At 64.4% G+C, this 14,635-nt stretch carries 15 protein-coding genes; 9 read left to right on the top strand and 6 right to left on the bottom strand.

Translation table 11 applies throughout. The features are described 5' to 3' along the window. Positions 1-51 precede the first annotated feature (51 nt). On the bottom strand, positions 52-726 hold the full coding sequence (locus tag CVM73_RS03785; RefSeq protein WP_167406625.1) for an HAD family hydrolase: 675 nt from the start codon (positions 724-726) through the stop codon (positions 52-54). A 97-nt stretch (positions 727-823) separates the two neighbouring features. On the opposite strand from CVM73_RS03785, the gene CVM73_RS03780 reads away from it, so the two are divergent. Together CVM73_RS03780 and CVM73_RS03775 are read left to right on the top strand one after the other, a co-directional pair. Next, positions 824-1,051, top strand: coding sequence for a DUF433 domain-containing protein (locus tag CVM73_RS03780; RefSeq protein ID WP_100230657.1), 228 nt, complete (start codon positions 824-826; stop codon positions 1,049-1,051). A gap of 10 nt (positions 1,052-1,061) precedes the next feature. Then, complete coding sequence (locus CVM73_RS03775) at positions 1,062-1,388, top strand: DUF5615 family PIN-like protein (protein WP_100230656.1); 327 nt, start codon at positions 1,062-1,064, stop codon at positions 1,386-1,388. Here CVM73_RS03775 and CVM73_RS03770 read toward each other — a convergent pair. From CVM73_RS03770 to CVM73_RS03755, 4 genes are all read right to left on the bottom strand, one after another. Further along, positions 1,385-1,714, bottom strand: coding sequence for a hypothetical protein (locus tag CVM73_RS03770; RefSeq protein WP_100230655.1), 330 nt, complete (start codon positions 1,712-1,714; stop codon positions 1,385-1,387). The genes CVM73_RS03775 and CVM73_RS03770 overlap by 4 nt on opposite strands. A gap of 48 nt (positions 1,715-1,762) precedes the next feature. Beyond that, entirely contained in the window at positions 1,763-4,738 is a 2,976-nt protein-coding gene (gene uvrA, locus CVM73_RS03765) for an excinuclease ABC subunit UvrA (RefSeq protein ID WP_100230654.1), read from the bottom strand. Positions 4,739-5,027: 289 nt separating this feature from the next. Continuing rightward, complete coding sequence (locus CVM73_RS03760; protein WP_100230653.1) at positions 5,028-5,720, bottom strand: outer membrane protein; 693 nt, start codon at positions 5,718-5,720, stop codon at positions 5,028-5,030. A 240-nt stretch (positions 5,721-5,960) separates the two neighbouring features. After that, positions 5,961-6,728, bottom strand: coding sequence for an outer membrane protein (locus tag CVM73_RS03755; RefSeq protein ID WP_100230652.1), 768 nt, complete (start codon positions 6,726-6,728; stop codon positions 5,961-5,963). Between the two features lie 437 nt (positions 6,729-7,165). Here CVM73_RS03755 and CVM73_RS03750 point away from each other — a divergent pair, with 437 nt between their 5' ends. Next, positions 7,166-7,657, top strand: coding sequence for a single-stranded DNA-binding protein (locus CVM73_RS03750; RefSeq protein ID WP_100230651.1), 492 nt, complete (start codon positions 7,166-7,168; stop codon positions 7,655-7,657). Positions 7,658-8,012: 355 nt separating this feature from the next. Further along, the gene (gene gyrA / locus CVM73_RS03745) at positions 8,013-10,745 is read left to right on the top strand and encodes a DNA gyrase subunit A (RefSeq protein WP_100230650.1); all 2,733 of its coding nucleotides are present in this window, start codon (positions 8,013-8,015) and stop codon (positions 10,743-10,745) included. Positions 10,746-10,826: 81 nt separating this feature from the next. Here gyrA and CVM73_RS03740 read toward each other — a convergent pair whose 3' ends face one another. Continuing rightward, positions 10,827-11,084: a hypothetical protein gene (locus CVM73_RS03740; protein ID WP_100230649.1), complete on the bottom strand. Its 258-nt coding sequence runs from the start codon at positions 11,082-11,084 to the stop codon at positions 10,827-10,829. Between the two features lie 270 nt (positions 11,085-11,354). On the opposite strand from CVM73_RS03740, the gene coaD reads away from it, so the two are divergent. The 5 genes from coaD to queA all read left to right on the top strand — a co-directional run bounded on the left by coaD (position 11,355) and on the right by queA (position 14,524). Further along, positions 11,355-11,852: a pantetheine-phosphate adenylyltransferase gene (coaD, locus tag CVM73_RS03735; RefSeq protein ID WP_100230648.1), complete on the top strand. Its 498-nt coding sequence runs from the start codon at positions 11,355-11,357 to the stop codon at positions 11,850-11,852. A 36-nt stretch (positions 11,853-11,888) separates the two neighbouring features. Further along, positions 11,889-12,452, top strand: a complete 564-nt coding sequence (locus tag CVM73_RS03730; protein ID WP_100230647.1) for a peptidylprolyl isomerase — start codon at positions 11,889-11,891, stop codon at positions 12,450-12,452. A gap of 9 nt (positions 12,453-12,461) precedes the next feature. Further along, on the top strand, positions 12,462-12,872 hold the full coding sequence (locus CVM73_RS03725; RefSeq protein ID WP_100230646.1) for a hypothetical protein: 411 nt from the start codon (positions 12,462-12,464) through the stop codon (positions 12,870-12,872). Further along, positions 12,869-13,333 carry a peptidylprolyl isomerase gene (locus CVM73_RS03720; RefSeq protein ID WP_100230645.1) on the top strand — a complete coding sequence of 155 codons (465 nt, stop codon included), beginning with the start codon at positions 12,869-12,871 and terminating at the stop codon, positions 13,331-13,333. Before CVM73_RS03725 ends, CVM73_RS03720 begins: the two co-directional genes overlap by 4 nt. A gap of 120 nt (positions 13,334-13,453) precedes the next feature. Beyond that, positions 13,454-14,524: a tRNA preQ1(34) S-adenosylmethionine ribosyltransferase-isomerase QueA gene (queA, locus tag CVM73_RS03715; RefSeq protein ID WP_100230644.1), complete on the top strand. Its 1,071-nt coding sequence runs from the start codon at positions 13,454-13,456 to the stop codon at positions 14,522-14,524. Positions 14,525-14,635: the final 111 nt, after the last annotated feature.

The raw sequence follows: 14,635 nt of genomic DNA, 5'->3' as shown, positions 1-14,635 counted from the left end.
GACGCCTTCGTAGCCCGCATGAGCGGAGCGATATGCGGGACAGCGCCATCCTCATCTATCGGCGTTCCCGGATATCGCTCCGCTCATCCGGGCTACGGCACCGGGGCATAGCGTCGACGTAATCTCCTCCATCCGCTCGAACACGTGGTCCGGCCCCAGCGCCCGCAGGGCGGCCGGCGCCGCATAGCCCCAGCACACCGCACCGCAGGCAATGCCGACGCCCCGCGCCGCCTCGATGTCGCGGACCTCGTCGCCGATCGCGATGACCTTGCCTGGCTCGACGCCCGCGCGCCGGATGACCCGGCGGAATTTCGCGGGCTTGCCGAACAGTGACGCAGAGCAGTCGAAATGCGCGAACAACGACGCAGCCGGCCCAAGCTTCTCGCGCGCATTGGCCTCGCTGTCGGATGTCACCAGCGCGAGCTGCACGCCGTTGTCAGCCAGCGTCCGCAGCATCGCCTCGACACCCGCAAACAGCGCAATGTCAGCTGCTGCCTCCGCCTTCAGCCGCCGCGCATGCCGTGCGATCGCCGGCAGCTTCCACAAGGGCACCTCGAGCCGCGCGAGGATCTCGCGGCTGGACGCATGCCGCAGCTCTTCGATCTCCTCGTCCCGCACGCGGCGAAAGCCAAAGTGGTCGGCAACATCGTTGATGATGCGCAGGAACCACGGAAAGCTGTCGGCGAGGGTGCCGTCGAGGTCGAAGATGACGAGGGAGTAGGGCATGTGGGAGAGGTGCCGGGTGGACCTGCGCATCGGGTCCAGCCGGCGACGCGCTGACAGATGCGATCGGAGATGCTATATTAAGGTCCAGAGGTGACAGATGTCGGAGTTACTGGCAAGGATTACGGTCGATCCGCAGCGTATGCACGGACGCCCCTGTATTCGCGATCTGCGCATCACGGTTGCCGACATTCTGGGATTGTTGTCCGCGGGACAGTCGCGCGAGAGCATTCTCGAAGATTATCCATATTTGGAAGAGGCCGACATCGACGCGGTGCTTGCTTATGCCGCCCGTCAAGTCGACCACCCGATCATAGCGGCCAAATAGCTTGCCATACTTGATCGATGCTCAGCTTCCTCCGGCACTCGCCGAAGCCATGCGTCGCGCTGGATACGACGCGGCTCATGTGGCCGAGTTCGGGATGGCAAACGCGATCGACGGGGTGATTTGGAACGAAGCCATTTCTCGATCGGCCGTTCTCGTCACCAAGGATCGCGACTTTTCGCTTCTCCGCGTTGCGAAGAGTCAGGGACCGATCGTGCTATGGGTGCGCGTGGGCAACATCGACAATCGCGCGCTGATTCGCCGGTTTCTGAGCGCCATGCCGCAAATTGCCGAAGCCGTCGCGCGGGGCGAGGCGGTGATTGAATTCGTCGGCAGCTAGCGGGACCGCAACCCACGGACGTGAACATTGATGTCGAGATCGATGTCGCTGACGCAGGACTGAGTTGTCCGATGCGAGCGGCCCTCATGCCAGCGGCCATCCCGCGCCCGGGCACCGCTGACATTGGCCAGCTTCAGGCACCGCCATTGCGGCAGCGGACCGCTGCTCTCGCCGGCAAATTGCCAGGCCAGCACAGCTTCCTCGCCGCTCTTGCTGGTGCCGATAATGTGCGGGCAGAGCTCGCGGTAGCGGCCCTCGTAGACGCAAGTCACCTGTTGTTCGGCGAGGATGGCGCTCCGAAATAGCGTATAGGTCCGGCTTGGCATGGAGATCCCTCCACCTCGCCTTGATTCCGGCTGCTGAAGGCAGCGGAGTTACTCCGCCGCCTCGCTCGTGCTCCGCCGCTTCGGCTTCCGTGCCTTCTTCAGCACCGGCTCCAAAAACTTTCCCGTGTAGCTCCTTGGCGCCTTCGCAATATCCTCCGGCGGGCCCCAGGCGACGATCTCGCCGCCGCCGTCGCCGCCTTCGGGGCCGAGGTCGATGACCCAGTCGGCGGTCTTGATGACTTCGAGATTGTGCTCGATCACGACGACCGTGTTGCCCTGCGCGACCAGCTCGTGCAGCACCTCCAGCAGCTTCTTGACGTCGTGGAAGTGCAGGCCGGTGGTGGGCTCGTCCAGGATGTAGAGTGTGCGGCCGGTGGCGCGCTTTGACAGCTCTTTTGCGAGCTTGACGCGCTGCGCCTCACCGCCGGACAGCGTCGTCGCCTGCTGGCCGACATGGATGTAGTCGAGGCCGACGCGGTGCAGGGTCTGGAACGTCTCGCGCACGCGCGGCACCGCCTTGAAGAACTCGGCGGCTTCCTCGACGGTCATGTCGAGCACGTCGGCGATGCTCTTGCCCTTGAACAGGACCTCCAGCGTCTCGCGGTTGTAGCGCTTGCCCTTGCAGACGTCGCAGGTGACGTAGACGTCGGGCAAAAAGTGCATCTCGATCTTGATGACGCCGTCGCCCTGGCAAGCCTCGCAGCGGCCGCCCTTGACGTTGAAGGAGAAGCGGCCCGGCTCGTAGCCGCGCGCCTTGGCTTCGGGCAGGCCGGCGAACCATTCGCGGATCGGCGTGAAGGCGCCGGTGTAGGTCGCAGGATTCGAGCGCGGGGTGCGGCCGATCGGCGACTGGTCGATGTCGATGATCTTGTCGATGTGCTCGAGGCCCTCGATACGGTCGTGCGGCGCGGCGCCCTCGCTGGCGTTGTTCAGCTTGCGGGCGATGGCGCGGTAGAGCGTGTCGATCAGAAGCGTCGACTTGCCGCCGCCGGAGACGCCGGTGACGCAGGTGAACAGGCCGAGCGGAATTTCCGCGGTGACGTTCTTGAGATTATTGCCCCGGGCATTGACCACCTTGATGGTGCGGCGATGGTTCGGCGGGCGCCGCTCCGGCACCTCGACCTCGAGCTCGCCGGTCAGGTACTTGCCGGTCAGCGATTTCGGGTTGCGCATGATCTCGGCGGGCGTGCCTTCGGCGACGATGTTGCCGCCATGCATGCCGGCCCCGGGGCCGATGTCGAGCACGTAATCCGCAAGGCGAATGGCGTCCTCGTCATGCTCGACCACGACCACGGTGTTGCCGAGGTCGCGCAGCCGCTTCAGCGTGTCGAGCAGGCGGGCATTGTCGCGCTGGTGCAGGCCGATCGAGGGCTCGTCCAGCACGTAAAGCACGCCCGTCAGGCCCGAGCCGATCTGCGAAGCCAGGCGGATGCGCTGGCTCTCGCCGCCGGACAGCGTGCCGGAGGAGCGGGACAGCGTGAGATAGTTGAGGCCGACGTCGAGCAGGAAGGTGAGGCGCTCGCGGATCTCTTTCAGGATGCGGCCGGCGATCTCGTTCTGCTGTTTGTTCAGCGCATCGGGCACGGTCTCGAACCACGCGCCGGCCTTCTTGACCGACAGCTCCGAGATCTCGCCGATATGCTTGCCGCCGACCTTGACGCAGAGCGCCTCGGGCTTGAGCCGAAAGCCGCTGCACGCCTCGCAGGGCACGTCGTGGAAATACTTCGCCAGCTCCTCGCGGGCCCACTCGCTCTCGGTCTCGCGATAGCGGCGGTTGATGTTGGTGATGACGCCCTCGAACGGCTTCTTGGTGTCGTAGGAGCGCACGCCGTCCTCGTAGGAGAACTTGATTTCATCGTCACCGGAGCCGTAGAGAATCGCGTCTCTCGTCTTCTTCGGCAGATCCTTCCATTTGGTGTCGAGCGTGAACTTGTAGTGCTTGCCGAGCGCGGTCAGCGTCTGCACGTAATAGGGCGACGACGATTTGGCCCAAGGCGCGATCGCGCCTTTGCGCAGCGTCAGATCCTTCTCGGGGATGACGAGATCCTCGTCGACATGCTGCTCGACGCCGAGGCCGCCGCAGGCCGGGCAGGCGCCATAGGGATTGTTGAACGAGAACAGGCGCGGCTCGATCTCGGGGATGGTGAAGCCGGAGACCGGGCAGGCGAACTTTTCCGAGAACAGGATGCGCTCGGGCCCGCTCTTGTCGTGGATCTTGGCGGTCTTCTTCTTTTCCTCGACGGGCGCGGCCGCCGGAGCGTCGGCGAACTCGACGACGGCAAGGCCCTCGGCGAGCTTCAGCGCGGTCTCAAAGCTCTCGGCGAGGCGCTGGCCGATGTCGGCGCGCACCACGATGCGGTCGACGACGACGTCGATGTCGTGCGGGAATTTCTTGTCCAGGGTCGGTGCTTCCGCCAGCTCATAGAAGGTGCCGTCGATCTTGACGCGCTGAAAGCCCTTCTTCAGCCATTCGGCGAGCTCCTTCTTGTACTCGCCCTTGCGGCCGCGCACGACCGGCGCCAGCAGATAGAGGCGGGTGCCTTCGGGCAGCGCCAGCACGCGGTCGACCATCTGCGAGACGGTCTGGCTCTCGATCGGCAGGCCCGTGGCCGGCGAATAGGGAACGCCGACGCGTGCCCACAAGAGGCGCATGTAGTCGTAGATCTCGGTGACGGTGCCGACGGTGGAACGCGGGTTCTTCGACGTCGTCTTCTGCTCGATCGAGATCGCCGGCGAGAGGCCATCGATCTGGTCGACGTCAGGCTTCTGCATCATCTCCAGGAACTGGCGGGCATAGGCCGACAGCGATTCGACGTAGCGGCGCTGGCCCTCGGCATAGATGGTGTCGAAGGCAAGCGATGATTTGCCGGAGCCGGAGAGGCCGGTGAACACCACCAGCTTGTCGCGGGGAATCTCGACGTCGATGTTCTTGAGGTTGTGCTCGCGCGCGCCGCGGATCGTAATTGCGCGCAGGCTCGAGCCCGCGTTCTGTTGTTGGCGCTTCGCCCTGATCACTTCATCCATCCGAGTTGCCCTCAAGGAAGCCCAAAGGTGCGCGATCGCGCCAACAAAAAAGGCGCGCGTCGCCCGGAACCGGGATCGGCGCCACTGGGTATGGCAGCGAACGTAGGAAGAACGGAGACGGATTTCCAGAGGGAGTTGCGAATCGTCAACGGAATGTTGGCGCGCTGGCGGCACCTGGCAGCAGCGGCCGCGCGGAACTGCTCTGGAACGTGCCGCCCAAACAAAAAGGCCGGCGCGAAGCCGGCCTTTCGTGACGATGTGACGTCGGTAGCGATCAGTACTGGTAGGATCAGTACTTGGCGACGATCGGGCCGCCGAAGTGATAGTTCACGCCGACCTGCACGGTGTGGAGGTTGAGCGTGCCGGTGGGAATGGCGCCCGAGAAGTAGGTCTCGCCGCCGAGGCTGCGATAGAGGTACTCGCCCTTGACCGACCACTGCGGAGCGAAGAACGCCTCGATGCCCGCACCAACGGTCCAGCCCGAGTGCCACTTGCTGTCGGAGACCGAGGCGGCGCCCAAGGTGGCGGTGAGCTTGTTGTCGATCCAGGCGTAACCACCGGTGCCGTAGAACAGCACGTTGTTGACGGCCCAGCCGATGCGGCCGCGCACGGTGCCCATCGCGTCGGTCTTGGAGGTCAGCGAGGCGGGGATGCCACCGACGCCGGGGACGAAAACGACACCCGCGGCTGTCGCGCTGACGTCGGCCCAGGCGCCATCGGCCTCGATGCCGAACACGACGTTGCCGGTCTGCCAGTTGTAGCCGGCGGTGCCACCGACGAAGCCACCCTTCATCTTCGGGTCACCCGAACCGTTTTCCCAAGCGCCGCCGCCGACGATACCGAGATAGAAGCCGGTCCAGTTGTAGACAGCAGCGACCGGAGCGACCGGAGCCTTGGTGTACGGGCGGGCCGCGAGGTCAGCGGCCGAAGCCGGAGCAGCGAGAGCGAACAAACAGGCCGAAGCCAACAAAACCTTTTTCATCTTCAACTTAATCCCAGTCCCAGTTTCTGTTGTTGCCTTCCGTGACGGAAGGGCAGCGGACTCAACGGCCCAACTGACGCTGCATTTACACCACCAAAGCCGCAAGTTGTGTCTCCGAAAAGCCACAACAACTCCAAAAGGTGATGGTTACTGACTTATAGTTCTCAGACGAATTTGCGCCCGAACAAGAAAGGCCGGCGCGAAGCCGGCCTTTGATTTCCAAATGATATCAGCGAGATATCAGTATCTCGCGATCACCGGACCACCCCAGCGATAGTTCACGCGGATGAGGCCGATATCGACGTCCTGGCTGATGCGCTCGGAACGCGTGACAACACCGAGCGGGGCAGGGCCGAAATTGCCGGATCCGGTGAAGTTGATCGTGCGGTTGCCGAGGAAGATGTGATCGTACTCGAAGCCGACCGACCAGTTCGGCGCGAACCCGAATTCGATGCCTGCACCGACCGTGGCACCCCAACGGGTCTCGTTGGCCCGATCGAATTCGAGACCGGTGACGACGTCGTAACTCCGATAGCGATCGCCGACCACGGCGCCGCCGCCCTTCACGTAGAGCAGCACGTTATTCCATGCGTATCCGACCTGACCGGTGAGCAAACCGAAAGCGTTGATCTTGGAGCGATCGCGCAGGCCGGTCAGCGGGCTGATGTTGTCGCCGGAAAAGTCGGCCCAGTTGCCCTGGCCCTCTAAGCCGAACACCCAGTTCGCCGACTGCCAGCGATAGCCGACCTGGCCGCCGACCGTGCCGCCTGTCGCGTTATGGCAGCCTTCACCGACCAGCACGCCGCCGCCAGCATCGAAGTCCCAGCACTTGTGGCTCGTGCCGCCGCCGCCGTTGATGCCGATGTAGAAGCCGCTCCAGTCGTAGATGGCGGCGACCATCGGCGCCGGAGCCTTGGTATAGGGACGCGCCGCGAGATCCGCCGCACTTGCAGGAACCGACAGCCCCAACGCCATTGCACTGATTGCACTAAACAGAATCTTATTCATTGCAGTCTCCCCAGTTTCGTCCGTCTCGAAGTCCCCGAAGCGGCTGATCAGGCGCGACGCCCATATGAACTAATTCCAAGGCAACCGTAGCCTAAGGAAAGGGCAGAGTCCGTCTCCGAAATGCCACACTCGGCGACCGACAGAAGTGGTTCCAACTTGATGAATGTTAAGCGGTTTTCATCGTTCGCGGGAACCCGAAAAGGTTCCATCGGAGGACTGCTTTTTCCACCGGCGCATGGCCGAATGTTTTGGCGCGTTGCCGCGAAGAACAAATCTGGAACAGAGCCGAGGGCGATGCTATATGTGGGGATAACCTTGGGGGTGGCGGGCTGATTGGTGCCTGCAAGCGTATAGGGTCGCCTCGACAGGGCGCAGAGGAACGCGGGCAGCGGGTTCGCCCTTTTGAAATTCAGTGGCATTCGGAGTGGAGAGCGGCGATGGCGGGAAGCGTCAACAAGGTCATTCTGGTTGGAAATCTCGGCAAGGATCCTGAAATCCGCCGCACCCAGGACGGGCGGCCGATCGCGAATTTGAGCATCGCCACCTCGGAGACCTGGCGCGACAAGAACACCGGCGAGCGCAAGGAAAAGACCGAGTGGCATCGCGTCGTGATCTTCAGTGAAGGGCTCTGCAAGATCGCCGAGCAGTACCTGAAGAAGGGCGCGAAGGTTTACATCGAGGGCGCGCTTCAGACCCGCAAATATACCGACCAGAGCGGCGTCGAAAAGTACTCGACCGAGGTCGTGCTCCAGGGCTTCAACTCGACGCTGACGATGCTTGACGGCCGCGGCGGCGGGGGAGGCGGCAGCTTCGGCGACGAGCCGGGCAGCGATTTCGGCTCCTCCGGTCCGGTCAGCAGCGCACCGCGCCGTCCGGTCGCCGCGGGCGGCGGCCGCAACGGCGACATGGACGATGATATCCCGTTCTGAGCGGGCGGGACCGGAGGGCGCGCCGGCAGGGCTTCGGTGGCGCTTCCCGTGTCGGGTCAGCAAACCTTACTAATTGGCGGGGCGGGCTCGGATTTTCCGGGCCCGCTTCACGTTTAGGGTGAGGTCCGTGCTGCGCCACGCGAAGCCGGCTGACAGGGCCGCCTCCCGCGTGATCAGGCCGGCGTTGCCGGCGGTTCCGGAGGGCCGATTCCGGGGCCGTCCAGGGCGCTGCTCCAGAGCCTTAAGTTATTGGAAAAATAAGCGGAAAAAGCGCTTTCCGAGGGGGCTGCAAGGGTGGTTATCCGACCCCGGATGCGCTATATGATTCCCAGATAAAACCTCACCGGATTTCCCCTTGGCTGACGACGACAACAAGCCCGGCGACCAGCCGGCGCAACCCTCGGATATTCGCCCCGTCTCGATCTACGAGGAGATGAAGAAGTCCTATCTCGATTACGCCATGAGCGTGATCGTGTCGCGTGCGCTGCCCGATGCGCGCGACGGGTTGAAGCCGGTGCATCGCCGCATCCTGTTCTCGATGAACGAGGAAGGCTACACGCCCGACAAGAAGCACAAGAAGTCGGCCGGTATCGTCGGCGACGTCATGGGCCAATACCATCCGCACGGCGACCAGGCGATCTATGACGCGCTGGTGCGCATGGCGCAGCCGTTCTCGATGCGCGAACTGCTGGTGGACGGGCAGGGCAATTTCGGCTCGGTCGACGGCGATCCGCCAGCGGCGATGCGTTACACCGAGTCCCGCCTGACCAAGATCGCGCTCAAGCTGCTCGACGACATCGACAATGAGACGGTCGACTTCCAGGACAACTACGACGGCTCGACCAAAGAGCCGGTGGTTCTGCCGGCGCGGTTCCCGAACCTGCTGGTCAACGGCGCCGGTGGCATCGCGGTCGGAATGGCCACCAACATCCCGCCGCACAATCTCGGCGAAGTCATCGACGCTTGCCTGGCGCTGGTCGACAATCCGTCGCTGACGATCGACGAGCTCATCAGCATCATTCCGGGCCCGGATTTCCCGACCGGCGGCATCATTCTCGGACGCCAGGGCATCCGCAGCGCGTACCATCTCGGCCGCGGCTCCATCGTGATGCGGGGCAAGGTCACGTTCGAGACGATCCGGAAGGAGCGTGAGGCGATCGTCATCACCGAGCTTCCGTATCAGGTGAACAAGGCGACGATGGTCGAGCGCATCGCCGAGCTCTACAAGGAGAAGAAGATCGAGGGCATCTCCGATCTGCGCGACGAGTCCGACCGGGACGGCTACCGGGTCGTGATCGAGCTCAAGCGCGACGCGGTGCCTGATGTCGTGCTGAACCAGCTTTACAAGTTCACACCGCTGCAGACCTCGTTCGGCGTCAACGCCGTCGCGCTCGACAGCGGCCGTCCGCAGACGATGAACCTGAAGGACATGCTGACGATCTTCGTCGGCTTCCGCGAGCAGGTCGTCACCCGCCGCACCAAATACAAGCTGCGCAAGGCGCGCGAGCGCGCGCATGAGCAGGTTGGCCTCGCGATTGCGGTCGCCAATATCGACGAGATCATCAAGGTAATCCGGACCTCGCCGACACCGGCGGCTGCGCGCGACACCCTGATGACGCGCGACTGGCCCGCACGGGATGTCGAGGACATCATCACGCTGATCGACGATCCCCGCCATCGTATCAACGAGGACGGGACCATTCGGCTGTCACTGGATCAGGCGAAGGCCATCCTCGAATTGCGACTGGCGCGCCTCACCGCGCTTGGCCGCGACGAGATCGGCGATGAGCTCTCCAAGCTCGCTGGCGAGATCGGCGAGTATCTCGAGATCCTGCACTCGCGTGCCCGGATTCTCGACATCATCAAGACCGAGCTCGCCGAGGTGAAGGCCGAGTTCGCCACTCCGCGCCGCACCGTGATCATGGAGCAGGAGGGCGAGGTCGAGGACGAGGACCTGATCCAGCGCGAGGACATGGTCGTCACCGTCTCTCACGCCGGCTATGTCAAGCGCGTGCCGCTGTCGGCCTACAGGGCGCAGCGCCGCGGCGGCAAGGGCCGTTCCGGAATGCAGACCCGCGACGAGGATTTCGTCAGCCGCCTGTTCGTGGCCTCCACGCACACGCCGGTGCTGTTCTTCTCCTCGCGCGGCCAGGTCTACAAGGAGAAGGTCTGGCGGCTGCCGATGGCCGCGCCGAACGCACGCGGCAAGGCCATGATCAACATCCTGCCGCTGGAGCAGGGCGAGCGCATCACCACCATCATGCCGCTGCCGGAGGACGAATCGACCTGGGGCAATCTCGACGTGATGTTCGCCACCACGGGCGGCAACGTCCGCCGCAACAAGCTGTCCGACTTCGTCGACGTCCGCCGCTCCGGCATCATCGCGATGAAGCTCGACGACAACGAGGCGATCGTCGACGTGCAGATCTGCACCGAGCGCGACGACGTGCTGCTGACCGCTGCCGGCGGCCAGTGCATCCGCTTCCCTGTCACCGACGTGCGCGTGTTCACCGGACGCACCTCGATGGGTGTGCGCGGCATTGCGCTTGCCGAAGGCGACAAGGTGATTTCGCTGGCGATCCTGCGCCATGTCGAGACCACCTCGGACGAGCGTTCGGCTTACTTGAAGATGCGCCGCGCGGTTGCGGGCGAGGCCGCCACGGAAGAGGCGCCGGCGGACGCCGAGGCCGAGGAGGCCTCAGGCAGCTTCCAGCTGCCGCAGGAGCGGTATGTCGAGATGTCGGCGCAGGAGCAGGTCGTGCTGACGGTCTCCGTCAACGGCTACGGCAAGCGGACCTCGTCCTACGAGTACCGCACCACTGGCCGCGGCGGCAAAGGCATCGTCGCGATGAGCGTCAACAACCGCAACGGCAACCTCGTGGCATCCTTCCCCGTGGAGGAGGCCGACCAGATCATGCTGGTCACCGACAAGGGCCAGCTGATCCGCTGCCCGGTCGAAGGCATCCGCATCGCCGGCCGCTCGACGCAAGGCGTGATCGTGTTCGATACGGCCGAGGACGAGCATGTCGTCTCGGTCGAGCACATCACCGAAGAGGCGGAGAACGGGAATGGGGCGAACGGGGAGTAGCGTCAGCCCCGTAGCCCGAATTGCGCTGCACTCGATCCGGGCTGCGAACCGCTTTGCTGACACGAATTCGTCAGACCCCGACTATGGCGTGCGGTCAGCGGTCACGAGGCGAGCCTCGCGCACACTGGCCTTGCTGCCGGCGCGGCGCAGGCAGGACACCTCGAAATTCGGCCAGGCCTGCTCTGAGCAGTCCTTTCCGATGCTGCGGATGTCGAGCCGGTCGCTCTTGGCCAGCGGCTGCGGCACGCTGGCTTCGACGGTCGGGGCAAAGCCGGGCAGGAGGGTGAGGGCTGCGGCAACACACGCAGCGAGTGCGATCGCTGAAATGGTCTTGATCATTGACAGTCCCCTGTGATGCGGCCGCTCAACGCCCAGTGTGCGGCCCGTCATTCGTTGGCCGGATTAGTAACCATGGCCAGTTTCCGGACGTCTTCGCGGATGCTGGAAATGGTTTCGTTCGCGCTCCGTTTTGTTTCGTGGCTGCCCCAAGGACGAAACAAAACGGCCGTTGCCGACGTCCGGTGAGGCATTTTCCGGGCGAAGGGTCCGGAAACGGGCAAGGAACCTGCCCGGCTTGCCGGCCCGGGCCGGGCGCGGTAGGACGGGGCCATGCCGCGCATTGCCTTCTACCCAGGTTCCTTCGACCCCATCACCAACGGCCATCTGGACGTGGTCCGGCACAGCGTTTCGTTGTGCGACAGGCTCGTGGTCGCGATCGGGGTGCACCCCGGCAAGAAGCCGCTGTTCTCGACCGAGGAGCGGCTGAAGATGCTCGATGACGTCTGCGGTCCGATCGCGGCCCAGGCCGGCTGCGTGCTCGAGGCGACGACGTTTGACGATCTGTCGGTGACCGCGGCGCGCAAGCACGGCGCGACCATCATGATCCGGGGCCTGCGCGACGGCACCGACCTCGATTACGAGATGCAGCTCGCCGGCATGAACGAGGCCATGGCGCCCGAGGTGCATACAGTCTTCCTGCCGGCCTCTCCCATGGTCCGCCCGATCACCGCCACTTTGGTGCGCCAGATCGCCGGCATGGGCGGGGATGTCTCGGCCTTTGTCCCGCCGCAGGTCGCGGCACAACTCAAGGCCAAATTCGCCGGATAACGGCCCGCTTCCTTTCTCATCCTGACCGGAGTTGTCATGATCCGAATTCTCGCAGTTCTTGCCGCGCTTGTGTTCGCGGTGCCGGCGGTGGCGCAGCAATTGCCTGCAAACCTCGACAAGGCCAACGCCGTCGTCATCGATAGCACCAAGGGCCGCATCGTCATCAAGCTCAGGACCGATATCGCGCCGCAGCACGCCGAGCGCATCAAGCAGCTCGCCCGCGAGGGCTTTTACAACAACGTGCCGTTCCACCGCGTGATGGACGGCTTCATGGCGCAGACGGGCGACGGCCAGAACGGCAACGGCACCGGCGGATCGAAATATCCGAACCTGAAGCAGGAATTCTCCAAGGTGCATTTTGCCCGTGGCATCGTCGGCATGGCCCGGCGCGGCGACAGCGTCGACAGCGCCAACTCGCAGTTCTTCATCATGTTCGCCGACGGCGGCAGCCTCGATGGCCAGTACACCGTGATCGGTGAGGTCGTGCAGGGCATGGACGTCGTCGACAAGCTGAAGAAGGCGTCCCCCGGCTCGGCCGGCGGCTCCGTCACCGATCCCGACAAGATGGTGAAGGTGCAGGTCGCATCCGACATCAAGTAGGAAAACGCGATGGCGCGCTGCGGCATCAGGCTTCTGCTCGCTGTCGCGGTGCTGCTGCTCGGTGTCTCAGGCGCGAAGGCCGAGGACGCACAGGTCAACACCATCCAAGACATCTTCCGGCACTTGCGTACCTGCTGGAGACCGCCGTCGCCGGCCAAGGCGCGCCCCCTCGACATCACCGTCGTCGTGAGCTTTAACCGGGCCGGAAACATTCTGGGCCATCCAAGGATTACCTATGAGTCCGCGGAGGCCTCCGACAATGACCGGCTGCAATACCGAATCGCGGTGATGGAGGCGTTGCAACGCTGCACGCCGGTGCCATTTACCGAGGCAATGGCCGGCGCCGCCGCGGGACGTCCATTCGCAATCCAGTTCCGCAGCCGGAAGACTTCACCCCCAACGCAAGAGAGACGAGCATGAGCGTCACCGAAAACACCCTGATCCTCGAGACCACGCAGGGCCCCGTCACCATCGAGATGCGGCCCGACCTCGCGCCGAACCACGTCGCGCGCATCAAGGAGCTGGTGCGCGAGGGCTTCTATGACGGCATTGTATTCCACCGCGTGATCGAGGGCTTCATGGCGCAGACCGGCTGCCCGCACGGCACCGGCACCGGCGGCTCCGGCAAGAAGCTGAAGGCCGAGTTCAACAAGGAGCCGCATGTGCGCGGCACCGCTTCGATGGCCCGCGCCGCCAATCCCGATTCCGGCGACAGCCAGTTCTTCATCTGCTTCGACGACGCCCGCTTCCTCGACAACCAGTACACGGTCTGGGGCAAGGTCACCGAGGGCATGGAGAACGTCGACAAGATCAAGCGCGGCGAGCCCGTGATGAATCCGGACAAGATCGTCAAGGCGCGGATGGCTGCTGACCAGGAATAAGCGGCTTTGCCGGTGTCATGCCCCGCGCAGGCGGGGCATCCAGTAATCACCAGCGGTGGTTACAACAAAGATCGTGAGTACTGGATCGCCCGCCTGCGCGGGCGATGACAAGTTCTGGGTATGCGCACCGACCTCTTCGACTTCGATCTGCCGCCCGAGCGCATCGCCTTGCGCCCGGCGAGCCCGCGCGACTCCGCCAAGATGCTGGTCGTCGAAAACGGCGCGCTGCGCGACCAGGCCGTTTCCGACCTGCCGCAATGGCTGAAGCCCGGCGACCAGCTCGTCGTCAACGACACCAGGGTGATCGCGGCGCAGCTCAAGGGCCGCCGCATCGGCCGCGAGACCGAGCCGAAGATCGAGGCGACCCTGATCAAGCGGCTCGACGGCTCGCGCTGGCAGGCGCTGGTGAAGCCGGCCAAGAAGCTCGTTGCCGGCGACCGCATCCGCTTCGGCAACGAGGGCAGGGTCTGCCTGCTCGGCCATCTCGACGCCGAGGTCGAGGCCAAGGGCAGCGAGGGCGAGGTGACGTTGTCGTTCTCGTTCTACGGCCCGGCGCTCGACCAGGCCATCGCCGATCTCGGCAGCCCGCCGCTGCCGCCTTACATCGCCTCCAAGCGGACGCCCGACGATCAGGATTTTGCGGATTACCAGACCATGTTCGCGGCGAACGAAGGTGCGGTCGCGGCTCCCACCGCAGGCCTGCATTTCACGCCGGCGCTGGAGCAAGCGCTGCGCGCGCGCGATGTCGGCCTCAACCGCGTCACGCTGCATGTCGGGGCAGGGACGTTCCTGCCGGTCAAGGTCGACGACACCGAAGGCCACAAGATGCATGCCGAGTGGGGCACGATCTCGGCCGAGACGGCGGAGCGGCTTAACACGGCGCGAAAGAACGGCGGCCGTATCGTCGCCGTCGGCACCACGTCGCTTCGGCTGCTCGAGAGTGCAGCCGGCGAGGACGGCACGATCCGGCCGTTCGCGGCGGAGACGGCGATCTTCATCACCCCCGGCTATCGCTTCCGCGCCGTCGATCTCCTGCTGACCAATTTCCATTTGCCGAAGTCGACGCTGTTCATGCTGGTGTCGGCGTTTTCGGGGCTGGAGACGATGAAGCAGGCCTATGCGCACGCCATCGCGAGCGGGTATCGGTTCTATTCGTATGGCGACGCGTGCCTGCTGTTTCGGACGCGCTAGAAGCACGCTCGACTCTATCACCGTCACCCTGAGGCGCTCGCCTCTTCGGCGAGCCTCGAAGGGCGACGGCCCCGCTGCGACACCTCGGCCGTGCATCCTTCGAGGCTCGCT

Source organism: Bradyrhizobium forestalis (genome assembly GCF_002795245.1).
Taxonomy (GTDB): Bacteria; Pseudomonadota; Alphaproteobacteria; order Rhizobiales; family Xanthobacteraceae; genus Bradyrhizobium; species Bradyrhizobium forestalis.
The sequence above is the reverse complement of the archived record's forward strand: the minus strand, read 5'-3'. Positions and strand labels throughout refer to the sequence as shown.